The organism is Streptomyces sp. NPDC058092, from assembly GCF_042884935.1.
GTDB lineage: Bacteria > Actinomycetota > Actinomycetes > Streptomycetales > Streptomycetaceae > Streptomyces.
Genome location: NZ_JBHVSY010000004.1, coordinates 311,335 through 326,152 on the forward strand (window position 1 = coordinate 311,335; position 14,818 = coordinate 326,152).

Genomic DNA, 14,818 nt, shown 5'->3' on the forward strand with positions numbered 1-14,818 from the left:
CAGACCACCCGGGTCAGGAGAGCAACTCCACCTCCGCGAGCGTCCCTTCACCGGCGAATACCAGGCGGTAGTGCGCGTACGAGCCCGGCGCGCCCACCGAGAACACCCTCGTCTGCCTGTCCCAGGCGAACGACTGGCCCGACCGCTTGTCGAGGTCCTTCCATGTCGTGCCGTCCGACGAGCCCTGGAGGACCCAGCCCGTCGGGGCCCTGTCCGCCGCGCTCGATGTCAGCGTGTACTGGGCCGCGTCCGTGGCCGAGGCCACCGGCAGATCCACCGAGGTGACCGTCGCCGACGTGGCCGACGTGTTGTCGAACAGGGCGCCCTCGCCCTTCAGTACGTCCGCCTTCGGCGTCGCCACCTTGTCGTCCGTGGTGATCGAAGTCGGCGCCGCGTCCTTGCCGGTGCCCCACGACGACGGCTCGGCGCCCATGTCGAAGTCCAGCACACCGCCCTTGGCCAGCAGGTCGTGCGGCAGTGAAGTGGAGGTCCACTTCTTGCCGTTGACCTTCAGGCCCTGCACATAGATGTTCTTCGCGCTGTTCTTCGGCGCCCTGACGACCAGGTCGTGGCCGTTCTCCAGATGGACCGTGGTCTTCTTGAAGAGCGGGGAGCCGATCGCGTACTCGCCGCTGCCCATGACGAGCGGGTAGAAGCCGAGCGAGGAGAAGAGGTACCAGGCCGACTGCTCGCCGTTGTCCTCGTCGCCGTGGTACCCCTGCCCGATCTCGCTGCCGGTGTAGAGGCGGCCCAGGACCTCGCGGACCTTCTCCTGCGTCTTCCAGGGCTGCGAAGCCGCGTCGTACATGTAGGTGACATGGTGCGCGACCTGGTTGCTGTGGCCGTACTGCCCCATCCGTACGTCACGCGCCTCGGTCATCTCGTGGATGACACCGCCGTACGAGCCGACGAACTCGGGGCCGGCCGTCTCCGGCGTGGCGAAGTACGTGTCGAGCTTCTTCGCCAGGCCGGCGCGCCCGCCGTACAGGTTCGCCAGGCCCCGGCTGTCCTGCGGCGCCGTGAAGGCGTAGCCCCAGCCGTTCGTCTCCGTGTAGTCGTAGCCCCAGACCCGCGGGTCGTACCGGTCCGACGGGAGCCGCCAGTCGCCCTTGACGTCCCTGCCCTGGAAGAAGCCGGCCCTGCTGTCGAAGAGTCCGACGTAGTTGCGGGCGCGGTTCAGGAAGTACGCGGACTCCTCCTTGTACCGGTCCTTCTTCGTCTTCTTGTAGAGCGCCCGGCCCATCTGCGCGATGCCGTAGTCGTTGAGGTAGCCCTCCAGCGACCAGGAGAGGCCCTCGTGCGTGGCGGTGTTCGCGTAGCCGACGAACGGGGACGTCGCCATGCCCTTGCGGCCGACGCCCGAGGACGGCGGGACCACGGTGGCGTTCTTCAGCGCCGCGTCGTACGCCGCCTCGGCATCGAACTTCACGCCCTTGACGTACGCGTCGGCGAACGCGACGTCCGAGGAGGTGCCGGTCATCAGGTCGGCGTAGCCGGGGGAGGACCAGCGGGAGATCCAGCCGCCGTCCTTGTACTGCTGGACGAAGCCGTCCACCATCTCACCGGCCCTGCCCGGTGTCAGGAGGGAGTACGCGGGCCACGTCGTCCGGTAGGTGTCCCAGAAGCCGTTGTTGACGTACACCTTGCCGTCGACGATCTTCGCACCCGTGTGGGTCGGGGTGTCGGAGCCGGCCTGCGGCGAGAAGGGGCTGGCGTACTTGTCCTTGCCGCCGACCTTCTCGAAGCCCGAGTTCGGGTACAGGTACAGCCGGTACAGGCTGGAGTACAGGGTGGTCAGCTGGTCGGCCGTGGCGCCCTCGACCTCCACCTTGCCCAGGATGCCGTCCCAGGCCCGCTGTGCCCGGTCCTCGACCGCGCCGAAGGAGCGGGCGGCGGGGATCTCGGCGGCGAGGTTCTGCTTCGCCTGGTCGATGCTGATGAGTGAGGTCGCCAGGCGCAGGCCGACCGTGCGGTCCTTGCCCGCGTCGAAGCGGAGGTACCCCGTGACATCGTCACCGCCGCCGCCGGACAGCTTGCCGCTCGCGGTGACCGGCGCGTCGAAGACGCCGTAGACGAAGAGCCGGGTCGCGCCGGTCGAGCCGCCGCTCTTCACGTCGGAGAAGCCGGTGAAGGAGCTGGTGTCCGGATCGAGGGTGAGGCCACCGTCGTTGGAGACGTTGTCGAAGACGACGCTCGCGTCGTCGCCGGGGTAGGTGAACCTCATCCGGGCCGCGTGGTCGGTCGGTGTCATCTCGGCCTTGAGGCCGTTGTCGAAGGTCACACCGTAGTAGTGCGGCTTCGCCGTCTCGTTCTCGTGGTGGAACGGCAGCGCACGCGCCTTGCGCGAGGCGTCCGGAGTGCCGGAGACCGCCGACGGCATCAGCTGGAAGGTCTGCCGGTCGCCCATCCAGGGGCTCGGCTCATGGCTGGCGCTGAACGCCTGGAGCGTGGGCAGGTTGTCGTCGTTGTTACCGCGCGCGTAGTCGTACAGCCAACTGGTCGACCCGGCGTTGGTGACCGGCGTCCAGAAGTTGAAGCCGTTCGGGACCGCGGTGGCGGGGAAGTTGTTGCCGCGCGAGAAACCACCACTGGAGTTGGTGCCACGGACCGTCGACGCGTAGTCGGAGAGGTGCGGGCGGCGCTTCTCGGGTGCCTTCGGGGCGATCTTGATGTCGTCGATCCAACCCTGGAACTTCGCCGGACCCTTGGGGGAGTCGTACGCCACCAGAATCCGGTCGACGGTCTTGCCCGCCGCGACGGTGCCGATCACCGAGTCGACCTTGTTCCACTGGTTGACGTACAGCCGCTTGGCATCGGCCTGGCCCTGCGGGGTCAGCGGGCCGCCGTTGCTGTCGGTCGCCCGCAGATCGCTCAGGTACGTGCCGTCCGTGAACGCCAGGTCCACCGAGACATGCGTCGCCGGGTACGAGAGGTCGGTCTCGCCCATCTGGGGATAGATCAAATATGACAGTGAGGTGTCACGGGTGACAGCCGTGTTTACATCGAAGATCTTGTTGTACGAGTAGGCCCGGCCGTCCGCCTTGTGCGTACCGGCGTACCGCAGGGCCTTCTTGCCGGTGAAGCCCGCGCCCGCCTTGGCGGTGGGGGAGCCGGACGGGCCGCGGTCGGCCTGGCTGCGCATCGAGTCGGGGGCCGGGGCCGAGGTGTCGCCGTCGGAGAACTGGACGTCCGCGAGCTGGGTCGCGTCGGAGGCGCCATTGTTCTTCGTGATCTGCAGGCGGTAGTGCTGGTATGCCGTGTCGGATGTGACATCGTACGACTTTGTCTGGAACCGCTCGGTGAAGGTCTCGCCGGTCCGGGAGTCCACGTCCTTCCACGTCTTGCCGTCGGCGGAGCCCTGCAGGGTCCAGTCCTTCGGGTCGCGCTCGGCGTGGTCATTGGCCGACGTCAGCGCGTATGTGACGACCTTGACCGGTTCGACGAGATCGAACTCGACCCAGCCGGTGGGCTCGAAGGTCAGCCACTTGGTGCCGGGCTCCCCGTCGATCAGGTTCTCCTTCACCTCCCCGCCGCCGGTGTTCTCGCCGCCGGCGCGGACGTCTGTCACCTTGTCGGTCACATTGCCCGGTATTCCAGCGGAGAAGCCGCCATCGACACCCGATGACCGCTTCTTTCCGTCCGGGCCTTCTTCGACGGTGTTGCGCCAGTCCGGCTGCTTTTCATCCGCTTCGAAAGAAGAACTGAATGTCCGTTCCCCCAAGGCGCTTTGGTCCTTTTCTCCTGTCCGTGCCGACTGCGCGGCGGCCGCGGTGGGGGCTGTCACGACCAGAACCAGTGAAGCCGCGATCAGCGCGGCCGTACGGCTTTGTCTCTTGCGAGAACCATGTCGGGGCTGCATGCCGAGCCATTCCTCCCGAGGAAGTACGCTTGGACAACGTTGTCACCGAGTTGCGCAAGGTCCAGTAGGGAGCCAAGTGCCGTGATGTGTCAAGAGCGTTGGGCGTGAATCGCCAGCGGAATCGACCGTAATGCGGAAATCGTTACACCCGGATCGGGACGCACGGGGTCCAGGTATCCGCGAGGTCTCAACTCGGGAAAGACTGCTGCTCAAACTTGCATTCGATCTTGCTCAGTTGGTCGCAAGTGGACTATACCTGTCGGCGTCTGCACCGCCGTTTCCGGCGACGCGGACAGGGGGACACGGGGGAACGACCGAGGACGGCACGACACGTGCGATCCGATGTCCGAACTCCCTCACCCCCCACTGCACATGGCTAGCCTGAAATCAGCACTACCCAAGCGCAACTGACCGCGGTGGCGGGGCCCTTCGCCTGTCTGGCGAATATCGACGGGCGACCGGTACACACCGCCTGAGTCCTGGAGAAGGCGAGGACTTGAGCATGGGATCCACCTCCGCCCACAAGAATGAGGGCCTTGGCCGTCGCGATGTGATCAAGCGATCTGCCGCACTCGGTCTGATCACCGTTCCGACAATGAGCTTCCTGTCGGCGTGTGCGAGCAGCGACAGCAGCGGCGACAAGAAGGTCGAGAAGGGCAAGACCAGCAAGACGAACCCGCTCGGCGTCAACGAGACGGCTCCCCTCGAAGTCGTCATCTTCAACGGCGGCTTCGGCGAGCAGTACGCGATCGACGCGGAGAAGAAGTACAACGCGGCGTTCCCGAAGGCTCCGAAGGTCAAGCACGTCGTGACCCAGAAGATCGCGACGCAGCTGCAGCCGCGCTTCAACGGTGGCACCCCGCCGGACCTGATCGACAACTCGGGTGCCGAGCAGATGGACATGGGTGTCCTGGTCGGCAAGAAGCAGCTGTTCGACCTCACGCCGCTGATGGACGCCCCGTCCGTCGACGACCCCAGCAAGAAGGTCCGCGACACGCTGCGCCCGGGTGTCCTGGAGATGGGCCAGTTCGACGGTGACCCGGTCTGGGTCATGTACTACGCGTACACGGTGTATGGCGTCTGGTACTCGCAGACCGCGCTCGACAACCTCGACGCGCAGTACCCCGAGAACTGGGACGACATGCTCGCCCTCTGCGCCAAGGCGAAGAAGAAGGGCATCGCCGGCTGGACGTACCCCGGCAAGTACCCGTACTACCTGCCGTTCTCGCTCTACCCGTTCATCGCCAAGATCGGTGGCCGGGAGGTTCTCGACAAGATCGACAACCTGGAGCCGAACGCCTGGAAGGACCCCGCGGTCAAGGCGGCGTTCGAGGCGTACTACGAGCTGTACCAGAAGGGGTACGTCCTCAAGGGCACCCCCGGCCTGACCCACATCCAGTCGCAGACCGAGTGGACCAAGGGCAAGGCGCTCTTCATCCCGAACGGTTCGTGGGTGGAGAACGAGGCGGCGCCGACCACGCCCAAGGACTTCAAGATGATGGTCGCGCCGCCGTCCAGCCTGGACTCGTCCGACAAGCTCCCGTTCGGCACCATCTGGGCGTCCGGCGGTGAGCCCTTCATCGTCCCGGCGAAGGCGAAGAACCCCGAGGGCGGCATGGAGCAGCTGCGCATCATGCTCTCCGAGGAGTCCTCGAAGAGCTTCACCAAGCAGGTCAAGTCGCTCACCGCCTTCAACGGCGGTACCGACGGTCTGACCCTGTCGACCGCCATGCAGGCCGGTGTCGACTCGCTGAAGAAGGCCGGCGACAACGTGGTGAACCCGCGTCTGGAGGGCTGGTACGCGAAGCTCCAGAAGGAGCAGATCGGCATCGCCGGCATCGGCGAGATGATGGCCGGCCGCGCGACCCCGGCGGAAACCATCAAGAAGATCCAGGCCTTCGCCGACGCGACGGCCAAGGACCAGTCCATCAAGCACTACAAGCACCAGTGAGCAACCGTCACCAGCGGCGGCACCCGCGGAAAGATCGGGGTCGGTAAACGATGCAGCATGGCAAGTACCGTTTCATCGTGGGGTTCCTGGCAGTCCCACTGGCGTTGTACGCGGTCTTCGTCATTTGGCCGTTCATCCAGTCCATTTACTACTCGTTCACGGACTGGACCGGCCTGAGCCCGGACTTCAAGATGGTCGGGTTCGACAACTACACGAGGATGCTGAAGGACGACATCTTCTGGAAGTCGTTGCAGCACAGCGTGTTGCTTGTGCTGCTGCTGCCGCTGGTGACGCTGGGCCTGGCGCTCTTCTTCGCCTTCATGCTCAATGTCGGAGGCCGGCGGCGCAAGAACGCCGCGGTCTCCGGCGTGCGGGGCTCGTCCTTCTACAAGATCGCCTATTTCTTCCCGCAGGTGCTCTCGATCGTCATCGTCGCCCTGCTCTTCCAGTTCGCTTTCAACCCCACCAGCGGGATGCTGAATTCGACGCTGAAGGCGATCGGTCTGGGATCCATCCAGCCGGACTGGCTGGGCGATCCGAGTCTCGCGCTCATCTGCGTCATGTCGGTGCTGGTCTGGTCGACGGTCGGATTCTTCGTCGTCCTGTTCTCCGCGGGAATGGCGTCCATCCCCAAGGACTTCTACGAGGCGGCGCTCCTCGACGGCGCCAACCGCTTCACCACGTTCTTCCGCATCACGCTTCCGCTGCTCTGGGACACGGTGCAGTCGGGCTGGGTGTACATGGGGATCCTGGCTCTCGGCGTGGAGGCGTTCACCGCCGTACAGGTCATGACCGTGGGCCCCGGGGGTCCCGACTACTCGACCACGGTCCTGCCGCTGTACGTGTACCAGACGGCCTTCCGCGACGGGCAGGCCGGATACGCGACAACGATCGGTGTCGGACTGCTCATCGTCACCATGGCCTTCGCCGCCATCGTGATGCGACTGGGCCGGCGCGAGCGGCTGGAGTTCTGATGCTGCGACTGACGGGGGCCGGCCCCCGGATCACCGGCAGGCACCACAGGTCGGTCTCCGCGTCCGGCTCGAAAGTACGAGGTGAGTACACGTGAAGACGACTGACACCCCTCCCGCGGCACCGGCGGCCGACCCGGCCCCGGTGGCCAAGGCGCCCGCGCCCGCCGCCAAGAAGAAGAGCAGCGAGGGCCAGGTCCTCAATGTCTTCTCGCACGGTGTGCTGATCATCTGGGCGATCCTGGTCGTCCTGCCGCTGCTCTGGGCGGTGATGGCGTCCTTCAAGACGGACGACTCGATCCTGTCGACGCCGTGGGCACTGCCCGACAAGCTGCACTTCGACAACTGGTCGCGCGCCTGGAACCAGGCGCACATGAGCGACTACTTCTTCAACACCGTCGTGGTGGTGGGCTGCTCGCTCGTCGGAACCCTGCTGCTCGGGTCGATGGCGGCGTACGTACTGGCGCGGTTCGACTTCCCCGGCAACCGCTTCCTCTACTACCTGTTCATCGGCGGGATGAGCTTCCCGATCATCCTGGCGCTGGTCCCGCTGTTCTTCGTCATGAACAACATGGGCCTGCTGAACACGCGGCACGGACTGATCATGGTCTACATCGCGTATTCGCTGCCATTCACCGTCTTCTTCCTCACCTCGTTCTTCCGGACACTGCCGAGCTCGGTGGCGGAAGCGGCGATGATCGACGGGGCCTCGCACACCCGGACGTTCTTCCAGGTGATGCTGCCGATGGCGAAGCCCGGCCTGATCAGCGTCGGTATCTTCAACTTCCTCGGGCAGTGGAACCAGTACATGCTGCCGACGGTGCTCAACACCGATCCGAACCACCGGGTGCTCTCCCAGGGCCTGATCGAACTGGCCACCAGCCAGGGGTACAAGGGTGACTGGTCCGGTCTCTTCGCCGGTCTGGTGATGGCGATGCTGCCGGTCCTCGCGGCCTACATCATCTTCCAGCGCCAGGTCGTCGCCGGGCTCACCGCGGGTGCGGTGAAGTAACCCCGGAGAACGTCCGTACACCCCGCACACACGAACCGCCCGCCGGCCCTGCGCCGGCGGGCGGTTCGTGTGTGCGGGACGGGCGCCCCAGGCGCGGGCGTGGTGCTCATCCGAGGCTTCGCATGCTCAAGGTCTTGACGGGGAGTACCTCAAAACGCTCAGCTTAGAGTTCACATGTTAGAGAAATCGGTAGGAGTGAGAGAGTCGATGGAGACTCCGGGTTCGCAGACATCTCTGCATCGCGCCAACCTTGAGCGGGTGGTGCGCGCGGTACGCATGGCGGGCTCGCTCACCCAGGCGGAGATCGCACGGAGCACCGGCCTGTCAGCGGCCACCGTCTCCAACATCGTTCGCGAACTGAAGGATGGCGGCACGGTCGAGGTGACCCCCACCTCGGCGGGCGGCCGACGGGCCCGCAGCGTCTCGCTCAGCGGTGACGCCGGCATTGTGATCGGCGTCGACTTCGGTCATACGCATCTGCGGGTGGCGATCGGCAACCTCGCGCACCAGGTGCTCGCCGAGGAGTCCGAGCCGATGGATGTCGACGCCTCGGCGGCGGAGGGGTTCGGACGGGCGGAGCGCCTGGTCAAACGGCTCATCGAGACGACCGGGATCAGCCCGGACAAGGTGATCGGGGTGGGTCTCGGTGTTCCCGGCCCGATCGACGTCGAGTCCGGCACGCTGGGCTCCACGTCGATCCTGCCGGGCTGGACGGGCATCAACCCCAGCGAGGAGCTCGCGGGCCGGCTCGGCGTGCCGGTGTACGTCGACAACGACGCCAACCTCGGCGCGCTCGGCGAGCTGGTCTGGGGAAGCGGCCGCGGGGTCAACGACCTCGCGTACATCAAGGTCGCCAGCGGTGTCGGCGCCGGTCTGGTGATCGACGGGCACATCTACCGGGGGCCGGGCGGTACGGCCGGCGAGATCGGGCACATCACGCTCGACGAATCGGGCCCGGTCTGCCGCTGCGGCAACCGCGGATGCCTGGAGACGTTCACCGCCGCGCGTTACGTCCTGCCGCTGCTCCAGCCCAGTCACGGGCCCGATCTCACCATGGAGCGGGTGGTCCAGCTGGCCCGCGAGGGCGATCCGGGCTGCCGCCGGGTGATCGCGGACGTCGGGCGCCACATCGGCAGCGGGGTGGCCAACCTCTGCAATCTGCTCAACCCCAGCCGGGTGGTGCTCGGCGGTTCGCTGGCCGAGGCGGGCGAGTTGGTGCTCGCTCCGATCCGCGACTCGGTCTCGCGCTACGCCATTCCCAGCGCCGCCCGGCAGCTCTCGGTGCTGCCGGGGGCGCTCGGCAGCCGGGCCGAAGTGCTGGGTGCGCTGGCCCTGGTGCTGAGCGAGATGGGGGATTCAACCCTTTTGGGAAGCGCCCTGTCGTCGAACGCCCCCGCCTTCACTTAGATAACGAATGGCACCGTTGTCATCTCGTTAAGGATTTACTCCTTGACGCTGACGTCGCAGCCGAGTTGACTTCCTGCCACCTCGGCCGCACCGTCGCGGCCTCGTCAGGGAGGCAACCCCACATGAACGCAACGACGCGACGCATTGTCGTAGGCACGGCCGCTCTTTCCATGGCCGTCTCCCTCGCCGCCTGTGGCAAGGCGGGCGACGACAACAAGGGTGGCAGCGGCGGCGACAGCAAGGCCATCGGCCTGCTGCTGCCGGAGAACAAGACCACCCGTTACGAGACGTTCGACCGCCCCATCATCGAGGCGAAGATCAAGCAGCTGTGCAGTGACTGCAAGGTCAAGTACAGCAACGCCGCGGGGGAGAGCGATACCCAGAAGAAGCAGTTCGACGGGCTCATCACCCAGGGTGTGAAGGTCATCATCGTGGACTCCGTCAACTACGAGGCCACCAAGTCCTGGGTGGAGCAGGCGGCCAAGAAGGGCGTCAAGGTCGTCGCGTACGACCGCCTCGCCGAGGGCCCGGTCTCCGCGTACGTGTCGTACGACAACGAGAAGATCGGCCGCCTTCAGGGGGAGGCCATGGTCAAGGCGCTCGGCGCCAAGGCCAAGGAGAGCAACGTTGTCATGATCAACGGCTCGCCGCTCGACCCGAACGCCCCGTTCTTCAAGAAGGGTGCGCACAGCGTCCTGGACACCCAGGTCAAGAAGGTCGTCTACGAGCAGGACATCCCGGACTGGTCGCCTGACGAGGCCAACAAGAAGATGGGCGCGGCCATCGACTCCCTGGGCAAGGACGGCTTCCAGGGCGTCTACTCCGCCAACGACGGCATGGCCGGCGGCATCATCACGGCCCTGAACAAGCAGGGCATCAAGGTCCCGGTCGGCGGTCAGGACTCCGAGCTCGCCGGGCTGCAGCGCATCCTCAAGGGCGACCAGGCCTTCACGGTCTACAAGCAGATCAAGCCGGAGGCGGAGACCACCGCCGAGATCGCGGTCAGGCTCCTCAAGGGCGAGAAGTTCGACGACCTGACCCCGACCAAGGTCGACAGCGTCTCCGGCGCGATCAAGGGCATCCCGGCCAAGCTGTACGACGCGCAGGTCGTGACCAAGGAGAACGTCGCCGGCACGATCATCGCCGACAAGGTCTACAAGGCCTCGGAGATCTGCACGCCCGAGTACAAGGCGGCTTGCGAAGCAGCCGGTATCAAGTAGCCCCTCGGGCCGTGCCTCCGGGCACCCCTTGCCGGTCCGGCGCCCGCTCCGTCAACGCCCCGCAGGCGGGGGCGGGCGCCGGACTTCTCTCGCACCCCCCCTGTGCTCAGCACCACCATCCCCGCCGGTCAGGCGGCGAAGGAGATGATTCACGTGTCCGCTACGCCCGTGCTGGCGTTGCGCGGAGTCTCCAAGCGGTTCGGCGCCGTCCAGGCGCTCACCGATGTGGACCTGGAGATTCACCCCGGCGAGGTCGTCGCCCTGGTCGGCGACAACGGCGCCGGCAAGTCGACGCTCGTCAAGACCATTTCGGGTGTCCACCCGATCGATGAAGGCGTCATCGAGTGGGAGGGCGAGGCGGTCCGGATCAACCGGCCGAACAACGCCCAGGATCTCGGAATCGCCACCGTCTACCAGGACTTGGCGCTCTGCGACAACCTCGATGTCGTCGCCAACCTCTTCCTCGGCAGCGAACTGCGCAAGGTCTCCGTCCTCGACGAGATCGCGATGGAGAAGCGCGCCAAGGAATTGCTGGACACCCTCTCCATCCGGATCCCCAGCGTCCGCATCCCGGTCGCCGCGCTCTCGGGCGGTCAGCGTCAAGTCGTGGCCATCGCACGTGCGTTGATCGGTGACCCCAAGATCGTCATCCTGGACGAACCGACCGCGGCACTCGGCGTCGAGCAGACCGCCCAGGTCCTCGACCTGGTCGAGCGGCTGCGCGAGCGGGGCCACGGCGTCATCCTCATCAGCCACAACATGGCCGACGTGCGCGCCGTCGCGGACCGGGTGGCGGTGCTCCGCCTGGGCCGCAACAACGGTGTGTTCGATGTGGCGGGCACCTCCCACGAAGAGATCATCGCCGCGATCACCGGCGCCACGGACAATGCCGTCACGCGTCGCCAAGCACGCACGGCCACGAAGGAGGACGCGAAGTGAGCGACCTCGCCAAGACCCCCGGGACCTCCACCGAGAAGCCCGCCCCGCAGCCACCGGCCACCGAGCAGTCGGCAGCCCCCGTACCCGCCGTCGACCCGCGTCTGCTCCTCCGCGAGGAGGGCTTCAAGGGCTACTGGTCGGAGTTCACCCGCAAGGTGCGCGGCGGTGAGCTCGGCTCGCTGCCCGTCTTCGTCGGCCTGATCGTCATCGCGGTCGTCTTCCAGTTCCAGAACAGCAATTTCCTCTCCGCGAGCTCCGTCGCCAACATCGCCGTCTACAGCTCCGGCATCGGCATCATGGCGGTCGGCATCGTGTTCGTCCTGCTGCTCGGCGAGATCGACCTCTCGGTCGGCTCCGTCGCGGGCGTCGGCGCGGCCGTCTGGGCCGTGCTCAACGTCAACCATGGCTGGAACGAGTGGCTCGCGATCATCGTCGCCGTTCTCTCCGGAATGGCTCTCGGCGCGCTGCACGGCTTCTTCTTCGCCAAGATCGGCGTACCGGCGTTCGTCGTCACCCTGGCGGGCTTCCTCGGCTGGAGCGGTCTGCAGGACTGGATGATGGGCGGGGAAGGCTCGATCAACACGCCGTCCGGCAGCGCCGTCGAGAACCTGACCAACTACTTCTTCGAGGACAAGGCCGTCGGCTACGGACTCGCCCTGGTCGCCGTCCTCGCGTACGGCGCCTCGCTCCTGATGGACAGCAGGCGCCGCAAGGCGGCGGGTCTGCCCGCCCGCCCGACCGGCGAGGTCGTGCTGCGCACCGCGGTCGTCGCGATCCTGTGCTTCGTCGTCGCGTACGTCCTGAACGAGCCCGCGGGCGCCCGTGGCCTGCCGCTCGCCCTGGTGCTCTTCCTCGCCGTCCTGGTCGTCGCGGACTTCGTCGCCCGGCGTACGAGCTTCGGCCGTCAGGTCTTCGCGGTCGGCGGCAACCCGGAGGCCGCGCGCCGTGCCGGTATCGACGTCGACCGGGTCCGGATCACCGTCTTCGCCCTGTCCGGCACGCTGGGCGCCTTCGGCGGCCTCTTCATCGCCAGCCTCTCCGGCGGCGCCACGAAGAGCGTCGGGGGCGGAAACACGCTGATGCTGGTCATCGCCGCCGCCGTCATCGGTGGCACCAGTCTCTTCGGAGGCCGCGGCAAGGTCTGGTCCGCGCTGCTCGGCATGATCGTGATCCAGTCGATCCAGCAGGGCCTGAACATGATCGGTATGGCCAACGCCATTCAGTACATGATCACCGGCGCTGTTCTGCTGGCCGCCGTGGTCATCGACTCGGTCTCCCGCCGCACCCAGAAGACCGCAGGTCGCGCCTGACATCGCGCCCGCCCCACCCAGTGCCCGGCGCCCCGGTCGGGGCGCCGGGCACTGTCGGCTGCGGGGCGGGGGTCGGGCAGCACACCCCTGCCCGCTGTCTGCCAGGACAGGCGGAACACTAGACTCACCGGATCGGCATGCTCGACCAGCTCAACGCAAGGAGGAACGGGTGGCTCTGCTGACCCGCATCGGTGGACCGCGCGACCTGGACCGGCTCACTCCCGAGCAGCTGGACCAGCTCGCCGAAGAGATCCGGACCTTCCTCGTCGACGCCGTTTCGAAGACCGGCGGACACCTCGGCCCCAACCTGGGCGTGGTCGAGCTGACCATCGCCCTGCACCGGGTCTTCGACTCGCCGAAGGACAAGGTGCTGTTCGACACCGGTCACCAGAGCTATGTGCACAAGCTCCTCACCGGCCGGCAGGACTTCTCGAAGCTCAAGAGCAAGGGCGGCCTCTCCGGCTACCCCTCCCGCGCGGAGTCCGAGCACGACATCATCGAGAACTCGCACGCCTCCACCGTGCTCGGCTGGGCCGACGGCCTCGCCAAGGCCAATGAGGTACTGGGCAAGGACGACCACGTCGTCGCGGTCATCGGCGACGGTGCGCTCACCGGCGGTATGGCCTGGGAGGCGCTGAACAACATCGCCGCCGCCAAGGACCGCCCGCTCGTCATCGTCGTCAACGACAACGAGCGCTCCTACGCGCCGACCATCGGCGGTCTCGCCAACCACCTCGCCACGCTGCGCACCACCGACGGCTACGAGCGCTTCCTGGCCCGCGGCAAGGACCTCCTGGAGCGCACCCCCGTCGTCGGCAAGCCGCTGTACGAGACGCTGCACGGTGCCAAGAAGGGGCTGAAGGACTTCATCGCCCCGCAGGGCATGTTCGAGGACCTCGGCCTGAAGTACGTCGGCCCGATCGACGGCCACGACATCGCGGCCCTGGAGTCCGCGCTCCAGCGCGCCAAGCGCTTCGGCGGGCCCGTCATCGTGCACTGCCTCACCGAGAAAGGCCGCGGCTACACCCCCGCCCTGCTCGACGAGGCCGACCGCTTCCACGCCGTCGGCAAGATCCACCCCGACACCGGCCTCCCCGTCGCCACCTCGGGCCTCGACTGGACCTCCGTCTTCGGCGAGGAGATGGTCAAGCTCGGCAGGGAGCGCAAGGACATCGTCGCGATCACCGCGGCCATGCTCCAGCCGGTCGGCCTGACCAAGTTCGAGAAGGCGTTCCCGGACCGGATCTACGACGTCGGCATCGCCGAGCAGCACGGCGCGGTCTCCGCGGCGGGCCTCGCCACCGGCGGACTGCACCCCGTCTTCGCGGTGTACGCCACCTTCCTCAACCGCGCCTTCGACCAGGTCCTGATGGATGTCGCGCTGCACAAGTGCGGTGTGACCTTCGTCCTGGACCGGGCCGGCGTCACCGGCACCGACGGCGCCTCGCACAACGGCATGTGGGACATGTCGATCCTGCAGTGCGTGCCCACGCTCCGGATCGCCGCCCCGCGCGACGCCGACCAGGTCCGCGCCCAGCTGCGCGAGGCCGTCGAGGTCGACGACGCGCCGACCGTGGTCCGGTTCTCCAAGGGCGCGGTCGGCCCGGCGGTCAAGGCCGTCGGCCGGGTCGGCGGCATGGACGTCCTGCGTGAGCCCGGCACCACCCGGCCGGACGTCCTCCTCGTCTCCGTCGGCGCGCTCGCCCCGATGTGCCTGGAGATCGCCGGTCTGCTGGACGCCCAGGGCATCTCGACGACCGTCGTCGACCCGCGCTGGGTCAAGCCGGTCGACGAGGCCATGGCCCCGCTCGCCGAGCGGCACCGGGTCGTCGTCACCGTCGAGGACAACAGCAGGGCCGGCGGCGTCGGCTCCGCCGTCGCCCAGGCACTGCGCGACGCCGGGGTCGACCTACCGCTGCGCGACTTCGGCATCCCGCCGCGCTTCCTCGACCACGCCTCCCGCAAGGAGGTCATGGCCGAGATCGGGCTGACCGCCCCGGACATCGCCCGCCAGGTCACCGGCCTGGTCGCCAAGCTGGGCGGCCGCTACGAGACGGGCGCGGACGACGCCTCCGTCGCCGCCGAGCCCGTCCGCGACTGAGCTGCGGGCCAGGGTCTTTCGTTTGGATCAGGCCGGATCAGGGAGCGG

Annotated in this window: 9 protein-coding genes; 8 read left to right on the plus strand and 1 reads right to left on the minus strand. The window is 67.2% G+C overall.

The window, feature by feature from the left end; all coding sequences use genetic code 11:
- Positions 1-13: 13 nt before the first annotated feature.
- A complete protein-coding gene (locus ACFVV1_RS09665) occupies positions 14-3,859 on the minus strand; it encodes a GH92 family glycosyl hydrolase (protein WP_389987064.1) in 3,846 nt (1,281 codons plus the stop codon).
- A 502-nt stretch (positions 3,860-4,361) separates the two neighbouring features.
- On the opposite strand from ACFVV1_RS09665, the gene ngcE reads away from it, so the two are divergent.
- From ngcE to dxs, 8 genes are all read left to right on the plus strand, one after another.
- Positions 4,362-5,810 carry an N-acetylglucosamine/diacetylchitobiose ABC transporter substrate-binding protein gene (ngcE, locus tag ACFVV1_RS09670; protein WP_389987067.1) on the plus strand — a complete coding sequence of 483 codons (1,449 nt, stop codon included), beginning with the start codon at positions 4,362-4,364 and terminating at the stop codon, positions 5,808-5,810.
- Between the two features lie 50 nt (positions 5,811-5,860).
- Positions 5,861-6,784, plus strand: a complete 924-nt coding sequence (locus tag ACFVV1_RS09675) for a carbohydrate ABC transporter permease (protein WP_389987070.1) — start codon at positions 5,861-5,863, stop codon at positions 6,782-6,784.
- Between the two features lie 91 nt (positions 6,785-6,875).
- Positions 6,876-7,793, plus strand: a complete 918-nt coding sequence (locus ACFVV1_RS09680; RefSeq protein WP_389987073.1) for a carbohydrate ABC transporter permease — start codon at positions 6,876-6,878, stop codon at positions 7,791-7,793.
- A 207-nt stretch (positions 7,794-8,000) separates the two neighbouring features.
- On the plus strand, positions 8,001-9,200 hold the full coding sequence (locus tag ACFVV1_RS09685) for an ROK family protein (protein WP_389987076.1): 1,200 nt from the start codon (positions 8,001-8,003) through the stop codon (positions 9,198-9,200).
- A gap of 122 nt (positions 9,201-9,322) precedes the next feature.
- Positions 9,323-10,420 carry a sugar ABC transporter substrate-binding protein gene (locus ACFVV1_RS09690; RefSeq protein WP_389987079.1) on the plus strand — a complete coding sequence of 366 codons (1,098 nt, stop codon included), beginning with the start codon at positions 9,323-9,325 and terminating at the stop codon, positions 10,418-10,420.
- A gap of 144 nt (positions 10,421-10,564) precedes the next feature.
- A complete protein-coding gene (locus ACFVV1_RS09695) occupies positions 10,565-11,359 on the plus strand; it encodes an ATP-binding cassette domain-containing protein (RefSeq protein WP_389987332.1) in 795 nt (264 codons plus the stop codon).
- Positions 11,356-12,669 (plus strand): sugar ABC transporter permease, encoded by a 1,314-nt coding sequence (locus tag ACFVV1_RS09700; protein ID WP_389987082.1) that lies wholly within the window; start codon positions 11,356-11,358, stop codon positions 12,667-12,669. Before ACFVV1_RS09695 ends, ACFVV1_RS09700 begins: the two co-directional genes overlap by 4 nt.
- A gap of 169 nt (positions 12,670-12,838) precedes the next feature.
- Positions 12,839-14,770: a 1-deoxy-D-xylulose-5-phosphate synthase gene (gene dxs / locus ACFVV1_RS09705; RefSeq protein WP_389987085.1), complete on the plus strand. Its 1,932-nt coding sequence runs from the start codon at positions 12,839-12,841 to the stop codon at positions 14,768-14,770.
- Positions 14,771-14,818: the final 48 nt, after the last annotated feature.

Coding starts and splice junctions, on each gene's coding strand:
- ACFVV1_RS09695 (WP_389987332.1), top strand. CDS start 10,565: ATGATTCACGTGTCCGCTACGCCCGTGCTGGCGTTGCGCGGAGTCTCC.
- ACFVV1_RS09675 (WP_389987070.1), top strand. CDS start 5,861: ATGCAGCATGGCAAGTACCGTTTCATCGTGGGGTTCCTGGCAGTCCCA.
- ACFVV1_RS09665 (WP_389987064.1), bottom strand. CDS start 3,859: ATGCAGCCCCGACATGGTTCTCGCAAGAGACAAAGCCGTACGGCCGCG.
- ACFVV1_RS09685 (WP_389987076.1), top strand. CDS start 8,001: ATGGAGACTCCGGGTTCGCAGACATCTCTGCATCGCGCCAACCTTGAG.
- ACFVV1_RS09690 (WP_389987079.1), top strand. CDS start 9,323: ATGAACGCAACGACGCGACGCATTGTCGTAGGCACGGCCGCTCTTTCC.
- ngcE (WP_389987067.1), top strand. CDS start 4,362: ATGGGATCCACCTCCGCCCACAAGAATGAGGGCCTTGGCCGTCGCGAT.